The organism is Rosettibacter primus, from assembly GCF_036860675.1.
Classification (GTDB): domain Bacteria; phylum Bacteroidota; class Ignavibacteria; order Ignavibacteriales; family Melioribacteraceae; genus Rosettibacter; species Rosettibacter primus.
The window spans coordinates 1-10,458 of sequence record NZ_JAYKGK010000019.1 but is presented as its reverse complement, the minus strand read 5'-3'; the positions used below and the strand labels follow the sequence as shown (position 1 = coordinate 10,458).

Sequence of the window (10,458 nt, the reverse complement as noted above, 5' to 3'; positions counted from 1 at the left end):
CCCTTTTTTAGCTCTTTAAACAGTCCCTTTTATTTTTCTATGTCGGAATTAAGATTCAACCTTGGAAGAGAAAAAATTAAAAATACGGTCATGACTGTATAGTATGAATTCCAGATATTATTGTTATGTAACAGCAGCGACCTGATTATAAGTATTGGGTCAGAAGCTGCAAGTATGAAAAAGTAATAAAACATTTCATGTTTGCGATATCTGTAAGCCTGAAAGTAACATAAAATAATAGACATTATAACAAGTATGCGCATTAGGGTCATAATAAAAATAAAATTCTTATAATTTTGGGTGTAAATTATTAAAGCCTTTATTCGTTTTCAAGCAAGACAAAATTTCTTATAATTTTATTCTTGACTTTTGTTCAAATTGTTGTTTGTATTCTGCAGACAGATTTGAATTGACAAAATCTGCATATGATCTTTTCTCTATCGTCATGAGGAGATAAATTAAATTTCCCTTGTGAAATTAATTCTACATAATTTTTAATATGATTTATTGTGCTGCTTATTAATTCATCAAGATTTTTAATTTCATTGTCATTTCTTTTTGATAGAGAAATTTTTTGTTTTCCAAAATCATCCTTTGAATATTTCAACGAGTAAATAATCATTTCGTTTGCACCAAACTTTTTTCCATATTTTTTTTCAAGAAGATTTTTAGCAGCGTATAAATAAACTGGAAGCTGCAACGATAAACCATTCTTTAGTTCTTTTATAGTTGGTTTATTCCCGCTCAACTTATAATCTACAATATTGAAAGTATCATCTTTTTTTGATAGCTCAATTCTATCAATTTTACCACGGAGTTTTAATCCATCAATTTGAATTGGTTCTGGACTGCTGAGCGTTTTATCTGATTCCTCTTCTTTGAGTGCCCCAAATTGTACCTCAAAAAATTTTGGTTCGTAGTCATCACTTGTTTCAGCTTCATATGTTATGAATTTCCCAAGTATTGAATTATCAAAATTGTTATCAATGCCTGTCAGTTTCTCTTTTTCATAAAAAGTTAAAGGTGCTTTGAAAAATGAATTCAATATTTTTTTCTCTGCAATTTCAAGTATTATTTTTTTTGCTTTTTCAAGAATATTTTTATCACCGCTTTTTATGTCAATTTTTTCTTCAATAATTTTAGTGTAAAATTCATAAAGAATAGAGTGAAGTATTCTTCCTAATTCGATTGCCTCTATGTCTTCAGTAGGTTCTTCGATTATTTTGATTCCGATAATTCTTTCTATGAAAAATTTGAATGGACATTTTGCATAAGTCTCAAGCTGGGATATTGAATATTGTTTTTCAATAAATGAATTTAATTTTTGTTTTATAATTGTTTCTTCAAGATTATTATCACTTAGCAATATTCCATTATAACTAGATTCAGAAAAAATATTTTCTTCGCGTTCTTTTTCTACTTTAATAGAATTTATTAGTTGCGTATCTAAATTAAAGAAATTCAGTATTTCAGTGTTATCATAATTTTTCCCTAAATAAATGTTTAATTCTTCCAGTGAAATTATTTTATTAGAAAGCTCATCCTTTATTTCAGAAATAAGAAATATTTTTTCAAATTCTTTTAGGAATGTTGAAACAACAGTTTCTTTTCCACTTTCAGATAATGGATAACTGAGAAATAATTTTTTATTCCAGCAATTTAAAGCTTGATAGAAAAGATTTCTTTCTTCGGTTTGGTGAACAGCAGCTTGCTTGCGAAATTTGCCCGATGAAAATATTTCGGGCGTATATCTTGTTGGTAAATCACCATCACACAAGCCGCCAATAAATAAGTAATCAAATTGTAACCCCCGAATTTCTTCCAGATTTGTAATCAATACTCCATAATTTGATTTTTCTTTTACATTAAATCTTGCCCAGTTGCACGCAGTTCTTAATTGGTCCATAAAAAAGTGAATTCCATAAAGTTCATCTTTTCCTTTTTCTTCTTCAAGTAAATCGAAAATTTCACTTATTGTTTCGATGAACTTATTGAAACCACGAATATTTTCTTCCTGATTATGACTGATTGAAAGTAATTTGTATGGTAAGAATGATTTATTAATAAAATCCAAAAGATTTTCTTTGAATTGTATTATAGTTTGTTTTTCTTCGAAAGGTGTTAATAATTCTATTATTGATTTTATATCACTTAAAGCTTTTTGATATGATGCAATTTTATCATCTTTCTCTTCATTGTCTTCATCAAAATTAAGTTTAATATTGGCAATAGATTCGTTGATGATATTAATCCAGTTTTCTTTTTTAGATACAATTTTTAATTCGGATGAAACTTTGAAAAGATTAAATAAATCAATATTATTGGTTTTTATATATCCGCTGCTTAATGCTCTAAAAATATTTTGATAATAATATTCGTTTTCTACTATTTCCAGAAAATTTATAATTGCTTTAACAGGATTAGAATTATCAAGCAATATTCTGTCTGTAAGATTAAAAGGAATTCCATTTTTTGTAAATATATCTCGTACTATTGTAGAGTAATTTTGGATTAAATTAAATGCAACACAAATTTTATCTGGGTCAACTTTCTCTTTAATTATAAGATTTTTTATTTGTTTGGAAATAAATTCAACTTCACTTTCTCTGTCATATGCTGAAAATTTATAAACACGGTCTTTATAGTTGTATTTATTTTTTCCCTTATCAAAATTGAATAATTCATTTCTGATAATCTTTCTAAATTTAGGTAAACTAACTTCCGTAGTATCACTTATTATTTTAAAGCCACAATCAAGTAATTGATTGAAACAATTGTCAAGATGAGAAAAGATGTATTTATTTTTTTTGTTGTAATCGAAATTTATAAATAAATCAATTCCTTTTGTTTGCGAGAATCTGTTAATTATTTTTATTTCCGGTCCTGTAAATTCATTAAAACCATTTATCACAATTAATTTTACATCTGGAAAAATCGATGAGAAACACTTTTGCAATTTTTCATCTTCCAATTCCAATAATAGTTTGTAAATATCTCCAATTTCATAAGCATTTATACTAAAACATTTGTTTATATATTTTTCATAAATATCTGAAATGTCCAGTGCTTTCAACTTTTCTGAGCGTTCGAGCTTTTCAGCTTCTTCCCTCAAATGTTTTGGAGTAATGCCATGTCTTTTATATTCAGAAATGATATTTTTAATTCTGTCAAGTGTTCCAAACGGGATTTCATTTTTGTAAACCGAAAAATATCTTGGTTTTATTTCTTCAAAACTTTGTTTGATAAAAATTATTGATGCAGCTTCGCTCAATTGTCTGAATGATTTAATCCTGCTTAATATTTTTGTCGATATAGTTCCAAATGTTTCGATATTCAACTCAATTGCAGCACGATTTGGCATTAAAGAAATAATTTCTTTTTTAAGATTTCGGACTTTACGATTTGTAGGAACAATTATCAGCAGTTCATTTACTCTATTGTTTTTTATTTTTTCATTGATTAAAAAATCTAAATCAACTTTTTTGATATTTAATTTTGTTAATATCATTTTGACAATAAATTTTTATATGATTTTCTTATTTGCTTTGATAAATCAATGTTAAGAAAATTTACAACTTCTATAAATTCTTTTGCTGCAGATTTTTTATTATTTACAACAACCGATTCTAATTCTAAAAACCATCCAAGATTTTTAACATTATCCAGATGAATTCGTGTATTCCCATACATGTAAAGTTTTCTTGATTTTTCCACTACGCATTCTGTTTTAAAAATTTCAGAAAGATATTTTTCGGGATTATTTCCCTTGAGTTCAATTATTTCATAATTGCTCCATCTTTTCCCTTTTTCATCTCTCAAATATTTTATTAAATAAAAATTGTTTTTTTCTTTTCTTAACTTCAATAATCCGTTTTGAAATTTATAATAAGTATCTTTTTGTTTTATTGTGCCTATAAATTTTGCTCCTTTTAATTTCAGCTTTTTTTCGTATCCCTTAGGAGAATTAATTTTAATTTTTAATTCGAGATTCACAGCCATGAAGAACCTTTATATTTTTTGATTGTAAGAAGCTCGTAAATATTATTCTTTATTGATTTTTAATATATAAAATATAATTTTAATAACAAGGTTAGTAGAAGGATAGCAATTATGAAACGATTAACTTTTTTATTAATGATGATTTTTACAATTAATATCGGTGCACAACGAATCGGAGAATTTGCACCAGAAAAACAACCCGAAGTTTTTCCAGAAAACAGCTGGGGTGTCGATTTAATGTTTGGGGAAGGTGGTTTTGGATTAGGGGCTTTTATTCATAAAAATTTCACGCCTGTAATTACTGGATTTGCAGATATATCTTTTTCAGAATCAAAAGATGAGAGAGAAGTTGAATATGTCGATTGGTATGGAAATACATTTGTGTTGGGAAAAGAAAATAGAGTTTTTCTAATACCATTAAACTTTGGTTTGCAGTATAGATTATTTTATAATGTATTAACTGATAATCTTCGTCCATATATCAATGCTGGAATTGGACCTACATTTGTTGTATCAACGCCTTATAATGAAGAATTTTTTTCATCGTTTGGGAAAGCTAAAATGCATTATGCAGTCGGTGGTTATATAGGAATAGGAGCCAACTTTGGAATAAGCAAACGAAATTTAGCTGGTGTTAATGTGAGGTATTATTATGTTCATCTTTTTGATAAAGGTGTTGAAAACATGACGAATAAATTTCGAAAAAATTTAGGACATTTTTATTTGACACTTAATCTTGGTATAATGTATTGAAAGAAGTTAAAAATAAATTCACTGGATTCAGTAAAGAAATTTTTCAATTCTTTAAGGATTTAGAAAAGAATAACAATGTAAAATGGTTTCATCAAAATAAAAATCGTTATCAGAAATATTTGATTGAACCTGCAAAAGAATTTATATCAGAAATGGCTCCTTTCTTAAACAGACTTAATCCATCAATTCGTTCTGAACCAAAGTTTAATGAAACTATTATGCGGCTTAATAAAGACATGAGATTTGCCAGAGGCGAACCTTATAGAACTTTTTTATTAATTCATTTTGGAAGATTTAAATTAGACAGTGAATTTTATCTTTATTTTGATTCAAGCAATTTTGCAATGGGAATATTTATTAACAATAAAAAGGGGAATAACTTATACTTCAATCAGAATCTTTCAAAGTTTAGAAGAGAAATAATAGAGATATGCAGTAAATATAAAATTGATGATAATTATTCACTTTCAGACCTCGAGAATAATTCAGAAATAATCGTAAAAAAATTTAACGCTAAAAAACATCACTCTCTTTTAGAAGATATTGACTTAATACTTCTGGAAAGAAATAAAAAAATAGCGGATAAAGTTTTGTTTTCTGATGAAATAATTTTAGAAACAATTAAAATGATTTCTCAACTTTATCCGCTTTACTGTTTTGCTATTTCACCGCAGCCTGTGGAAGAATTAAAAAAATATGAAGATAACTTCGGTGAAATGGTTAGCTAAAAAATATTGTGTGATTAAATTAATTTTTCCATTTAATTGTGCAGCCAATAGTAAAAGTTTCCGGGACAGAAATTGGCTTATTAGCAAGAAGTTCTTCAATTGCATTTCTTAGATAAGGCGTTTTAACCTTAGATGGTTCCTGCCAGTTGTCATCTATTTTCCCATGAAATACAAGTTTGCGCTCTTTATCGAATAAAAATATTTCAGGTGTATGAGTGGCTCCATAAGCTTTGGCTATTTCCTGAGTTTCATCCCTTAAATAAGGAAAATTAAAATTTTTTTCCTTTGCTCTTTTTATCATTTCTTCAAAAGAATCTTCTGGATAATTTGTTGTATCGTTTGAGTTAATTGCTACAATTTGTAATCTATCTTTATAATCATTTTGTATTTGAATTATTCTATCTTCATAAGCACGGACATATGGACAATGATTACAGCTGAAGATGACAATTAAAGCTTCTTTATCCTTAAAAGAATCTAATGAATATACATTTCCATCAACAGCTGATAGTTTGAAATATGGTGCTGGTGAACCAATTTTTAATGTATCTGTTGCCATAGATTTTCCTTTATTTTTAATTATACTTTAATAATTATAAGTTGCAGATTAAATTTGCATTAAACAGGTATAAAAATCAATTAACAAAATTTTTGAAAAGCATGATTAATTATAAAACAATTTATAATGATTTCGAAAAATATCAGGAAAAGAAAATTTCACTTCCATTAATTAAACATTCTCAAATTAAAAATATTATTGAAGAACTTAAGAGAAAAAATCTTTTTGAAATTGAATTAATTGGTCACTCCATCGAAGGCAGGGAAATTTATTCTTTATCACTCGGCAGAGGGAATATAAAAACACTTGTGTGGAGTCAAATGCATGGCGATGAACCAACTGCAACAGCATCAATATTCGATTTGATAAATTTTTTCTTAGAAAATCATAGTTATAATGATTTTAAAAAGAATATTCTTGAGAACTTAAAAATATATTTTGTGCCAATGCTAAATCCTGATGGAGCGGAATTATTTAAAAGAGAAAATTCATTAAATATCGATTTAAATCGCGATGCGCTAAGAATTGAAGCACATGAATCGAAAATATTGTGGAATCTTGCAGAAAGAATAAAACCCCAATTTGCATTCAATATGCATGATCAGAATAGTTACTATACAGCTGGAAGAAGTTCAAACACAGCAGCAATATCTTTACTTGCACCTCCAACGGATTTCGAAAAAAGTATTACCGAGACACGTAAAAAAAGTATGCAGGTAATCTTAAAGATTTATGAAGTGTTGAGCAATTTTATTCCGCTTAATATTGCCAGATATGATGATGATTTTGAACCAAGAGCTTTTGGTGATAATTTTACAAAAGCTAACATAAGTTCTATCCTAATTGAATCAGGATTTTTGAGAGGAGATACTGAAAAGTGTGAAATTAGAAAACTGAATTTTATTTCTCTTCTTTCTGCATTTGATTCAATAGCAAATGAAGATTACAAAGAAAAAAATGTTGAAGAATATTTTTCTATTCCTGAAAATAATTCTCTTCTTTTTGATTTACTTTTAAGAAATTTATCTATAACAAAAAACAACAAATCTTTTAAAATAGATATTGGAATTATTAGAGAAAGAAAATATGACTCTGATGCAAATCGATTTTATTATGTAGGCAAAATTAAAGAGATAGGGGATTTATCAATTTATTATGGGATTGAAGAATATAATCTGAATGGTTATGATGTGGGAATTCCTCAAATATTTTTGAGTAATAACAGAACAAAACTGAACATAGAGCAGTTAAATTTACTGCATAATGAAGGATATGGTTTTATATTTCAAACTAAACATAATTATGAAAAAGATTATACAAGTTTACCAATTAATATACTTTGTTACAAAAATTATAAACCTCAATTAGCTGTAGATGAATATGCTAATTTATTAATCGCAAAAGAGAAGAATAAAATTTACATTATTATTAATGGATTCTTTCAAGTTCTGAATGATTCAAAAAATAGAATATTAAATGGTCTTGTGATTCATTAAATTTACAACATAGAATATCGACTAAAAGTATAAATGCAGCAGTTAGAAAATAAAATAACTAATGAGAATCTAAAAGAGCTTTATGAGGAATTTGAGAAAGAAGCACTGCCTCATATGAATGCATTATACAATTTTGCTCTTAGATTAACTGGTGATGAGGAAGATGCAGATGACCTTGTTCAGGAAACTTATCTCAAAGCATTTAGATTCTTTGATAAGTTTGAAAAAGGAACAAACTGCAAAGCATGGTTATTTAGAATTATGAAAAATTCTTTTATTAATGATTATAGAAAACAGGTAAAAGAACCGAACAAAGTTGATTATGAAGATGTTCAGAATTTTTATGAAACTATTAAATCAGACGAGGTTGAATATGACCATTATGAAGAAGATGCATTTAGTAATACATTAGATGATGAAGTTTCAAAGGCTATTAGCGAACTACCAGAAGATTTTAGAACAGTGATTATTCTTAGTGATATTGAAGGATTTACTTATGAAGAAATTGCGGATTTTGTTGATATACCAGTAGGGACTGTTCGTTCTCGTTTACACAGAGCCAGAAAAATGCTTTATTCCCAGCTTTATGATTATGCAAAAGACAAAGGTTATATTTCATCAAGAAAGATTAAAAAAATTAGCAATAAAAACTTCGACAATAATTAACAAGGAATTTTATGTTCAATATTAAAAACATTATTGTTCCGACAGATTTTAGTAATTTATCCTACTCCGCATTTGATTATGCGAGAGATTTAGCAGAACAAATAAATGCAAAAATTCACCTTATTTATGTACTTGAAAAAACTCCTCCATTTTTAGCTTTGCGTTCAGTTGATGTTTCTGAAGAAGAAATAATGAAGGATATGGAAGAAGAGGCAAAAAAGCAGTTGAGCGAAGCAGCAAAAAAATTACGCTATGATTCCAATGTTGAAATAATTGAGGTTTGCCGTAAAGGAATTGATTACGAAGAAATTGTTAAATACTCAAAAGAAGTAGAAAAAGCATTAATTGTAATTGCTACTCATGGCAGAACCGGTATTCTACACACACTTTTAGGAAGTGTAGCAGAAAAAGTAATCAGATATGCTAAGTGTCCTGTTTTGGTTATAACACCGGAAGAAGAACAAATTGACAATTAAATTTTAGTTGATTAAGTTTACGGCGCAAAAATTTAAAAACTAAAAAAAGGCAGGTGATAAATAGTGGTAGGAATAACCGTTCAAGAGAACGAGAGTATCGACAAAGCTCTAAAACGCTTTAAGAAAAAATATGAGCGCTCCGGTATTCTTAAGGAATTTAAGAAGAGAACATTTTATGTAAAACCTTCAATTGAAAAAAGAATGGATTTAATTAAAGCTAAGCGGAGAGCTTCTCGAGAACAAGCCTTAAAAGACAAAAAAGCTTGAAACGCATCTCTTATGCCCGTCAATGACGGGTTTTTTTATTTTTTATTTAAGAAATATTTCTTGAAGTGTTCTGTAATCTTTTCGAATGCTTCATCAATAGAATTACAGAAGTCAAATAATTTCATATCTTCTTTGCTAATTGTTCCGTGTTCTACAAGTGCATCAAAATTTATGATTTTACGCCAGTATGCTTCATCATAAATAATAATTTTCATTTTTTTAACAACTTTCTTTGTCTGAACCAGTGTTAGAACTTCCATAAGTTCATCCATAGTTCCAAAGCCACCGGGAAATACAATTAGAGCTTTAGCTAAGTAAACAAACCACAACTTGCGCATGAAAAAATAATGAAATTCAAAAGCAAGTTTGGGGTCTACATATTTATTGACATACTGTTCATATGGAATGCTGATGTTAAATCCAATTGAATGACCGCCTGCAAGGTAAGCTCCTTTGTTTGCTGCCTCCATTATGCCTGGACCACCGCCTGTACAAATAATAAATCTATTACCATTGCCATCAAGTTTCATCGACCATTCAGTTAATTTTCTGGAAAGTTCAACAGCATCTTCATAGTATTTTGACATTTCAAGTAATTTTACTGCTCTGTCAAATTTCTTTTTTGCTGTTGCTCCTTTTCCTTTTTTAGCTTGATTTACAAGTTTTAATGCTTCTTTTCTTGAAATAATTCTTGCTGACCCGAAAAAAACTATCGTATCAACAATTTTGTGTTTTTCAAAACGAGATTTTGGTTCATAGTATTCTGATAAGATTCTAATTGTTCTTGCATCAGCAGAATTAAGGAATTCAATGTTCTTATATGCTTTTACGGGTTTAATTGGTTTTTTCATATTGCATGATTAATTAAGAAGTGACTATGAAATGTAACATTATCATTTTTCATTATTAAATTATGGCTGACTGATAGACAATCAGCCAATTTAAAATTATTTACCTGGTTGTGAAGATTGTTGTGGTAAAACTGGTGTTGCGGGGACTGTTGGTTGTTCATTTCCCTGAATTACACTTTCTCTCTGTTCAACAGTAGTTTTTCCTGGTAAAAAGAACAGATTAATTAAAATTGATAGAACAATTAATGCACCTGCAAGCCACCATGTAGCTTTACTAAGAAAATCGGCTGTTCTTCTTGTGCCAAAAACAGTCCCAAATTGACTTCCGCCAAATGTTCCGGCAAGTCCACCACCTTTACTCGATTGCAACAATACAACTATTATCAATAAAAATGAAATAATAAGTGCAAGTGTAATTAGCAATGTATACATCTTAATCTCCCTTTTAGATGTAGCGAGGGAGGGATTCGAACCCCCGACACGTGGATTATGATTCCACTGCTCTAACCTGCTGAGCTACCTCGCCATAAAAAATTTTGGGTTGTAAATATAAAGACTATGAATCCAAACTTCAAGAAATAGACTTGAACTAATTTTATGTTTTTATTATTCTTAATTCCGACATAGAAAAATAAAAGGGACTGTTTAAAGAGCTAAAAAAGG

Annotated in this window: 11 protein-coding genes and 1 tRNA gene; 6 read left to right on the top strand and 6 right to left on the bottom strand. The window is 28.5% G+C overall.

The genetic code is table 11. From position 1 onward, the window contains the following. Nucleotides 1–373 precede the first annotated feature (373 nt). A complete protein-coding gene (locus tag VJY32_RS14235; protein ID WP_353678598.1) occupies nt 374–3,508 on the bottom strand; it encodes a PD-(D/E)XK nuclease family protein in 3,135 nt (1,044 codons plus the stop codon). Next, nucleotides 3,505–3,999, bottom strand: a complete 495-nt coding sequence (locus VJY32_RS14230; RefSeq protein WP_353678597.1) for a class IV adenylate cyclase — start codon at nt 3,997–3,999, stop codon at nt 3,505–3,507. Before VJY32_RS14230 ends, VJY32_RS14235 begins: the two co-directional genes overlap by 4 nt. 111 nt (nt 4,000–4,110) lie before the next feature. On the opposite strand from VJY32_RS14230, the gene VJY32_RS14225 reads away from it, so the two are divergent. Both VJY32_RS14225 and VJY32_RS14220 read left to right on the top strand, forming a co-directional pair. Next, nucleotides 4,111–4,752, top strand: a complete 642-nt coding sequence (locus tag VJY32_RS14225) for a hypothetical protein (protein WP_353678596.1) — start codon at nt 4,111–4,113, stop codon at nt 4,750–4,752. Continuing rightward, nucleotides 4,749–5,480, top strand: a complete 732-nt coding sequence (locus VJY32_RS14220) for a DUF2461 family protein (protein ID WP_353678595.1) — start codon at nt 4,749–4,751, stop codon at nt 5,478–5,480. Before VJY32_RS14225 ends, VJY32_RS14220 begins: the two co-directional genes overlap by 4 nt. 19 nt (nt 5,481–5,499) lie before the next feature. Here VJY32_RS14220 and VJY32_RS14215 read toward each other — a convergent pair whose 3' ends face one another. Continuing rightward, nucleotides 5,500–6,039: a thioredoxin family protein gene (locus VJY32_RS14215; protein WP_353678594.1), complete on the bottom strand. Its 540-nt coding sequence runs from the start codon at nt 6,037–6,039 to the stop codon at nt 5,500–5,502. A gap of 101 nt (nt 6,040–6,140) precedes the next feature. Here VJY32_RS14215 and VJY32_RS14210 point away from each other — a divergent pair, with 101 nt between their 5' ends. From VJY32_RS14210 to rpsU, 4 genes are all read left to right on the top strand, one after another. Further along, nucleotides 6,141–7,535, top strand: a complete 1,395-nt coding sequence (locus tag VJY32_RS14210) for a M14 family zinc carboxypeptidase (RefSeq protein WP_353678593.1) — start codon at nt 6,141–6,143, stop codon at nt 7,533–7,535. A 33-nt stretch (nt 7,536–7,568) separates the two neighbouring features. Then, the gene (locus VJY32_RS14205) at nt 7,569–8,201 is read left to right on the top strand and encodes a sigma-70 family RNA polymerase sigma factor (RefSeq protein WP_353678592.1); all 633 of its coding nucleotides are present in this window, start codon (nt 7,569–7,571) and stop codon (nt 8,199–8,201) included. Nucleotides 8,202–8,212: 11 nt separating this feature from the next. Further along, nucleotides 8,213–8,677 carry a universal stress protein gene (locus VJY32_RS14200; protein WP_353678591.1) on the top strand — a complete coding sequence of 155 codons (465 nt, stop codon included), beginning with the start codon at nt 8,213–8,215 and terminating at the stop codon, nt 8,675–8,677. A gap of 63 nt (nt 8,678–8,740) precedes the next feature. Then, nucleotides 8,741–8,944 (top strand): 30S ribosomal protein S21, encoded by a 204-nt coding sequence (gene rpsU / locus VJY32_RS14195; RefSeq protein ID WP_353678590.1) that lies wholly within the window; start codon nt 8,741–8,743, stop codon nt 8,942–8,944. 35 nt (nt 8,945–8,979) lie between these two features. Here the strand turns inward: rpsU and VJY32_RS14190 are convergent, their stop codons facing one another. The 3 genes from VJY32_RS14190 to VJY32_RS14180 all read right to left on the bottom strand — a co-directional run bounded on the left by VJY32_RS14190 (nt 8,980) and on the right by VJY32_RS14180 (nt 10,321). Next, nucleotides 8,980–9,795, bottom strand: a complete 816-nt coding sequence (locus tag VJY32_RS14190) for an LOG family protein (RefSeq protein ID WP_353678589.1) — start codon at nt 9,793–9,795, stop codon at nt 8,980–8,982. Between the two features lie 96 nt (nt 9,796–9,891). Continuing rightward, a complete protein-coding gene (gene secG / locus VJY32_RS14185; RefSeq protein ID WP_353678588.1) occupies nt 9,892–10,227 on the bottom strand; it encodes a preprotein translocase subunit SecG in 336 nt (111 codons plus the stop codon). 20 nt (nt 10,228–10,247) lie between these two features. After that, nucleotides 10,248–10,321: transfer RNA gene (locus VJY32_RS14180), tRNA-Met, on the bottom strand. Nucleotides 10,322–10,458: the final 137 nt, after the last annotated feature.

Coding starts and splice junctions, on each gene's coding strand:
- VJY32_RS14235 (WP_353678598.1), bottom strand. CDS start 3,508: ATGATATTAACAAAATTAAATATCAAAAAAGTTGATTTAGATTTTTTA.
- VJY32_RS14230 (WP_353678597.1), bottom strand. CDS start 3,999: ATGGCTGTGAATCTCGAATTAAAAATTAAAATTAATTCTCCTAAGGGA.
- VJY32_RS14225 (WP_353678596.1), top strand. CDS start 4,111: ATGAAACGATTAACTTTTTTATTAATGATGATTTTTACAATTAATATC.
- VJY32_RS14215 (WP_353678594.1), bottom strand. CDS start 6,039: ATGGCAACAGATACATTAAAAATTGGTTCACCAGCACCATATTTCAAA.
- VJY32_RS14210 (WP_353678593.1), top strand. CDS start 6,141: ATGATTAATTATAAAACAATTTATAATGATTTCGAAAAATATCAGGAA.
- VJY32_RS14205 (WP_353678592.1), top strand. CDS start 7,569: ATGCAGCAGTTAGAAAATAAAATAACTAATGAGAATCTAAAAGAGCTT.
- VJY32_RS14200 (WP_353678591.1), top strand. CDS start 8,213: ATGTTCAATATTAAAAACATTATTGTTCCGACAGATTTTAGTAATTTA.
- VJY32_RS14190 (WP_353678589.1), bottom strand. CDS start 9,795: ATGAAAAAACCAATTAAACCCGTAAAAGCATATAAGAACATTGAATTC.
- secG (WP_353678588.1), bottom strand. CDS start 10,227: ATGTATACATTGCTAATTACACTTGCACTTATTATTTCATTTTTATTG.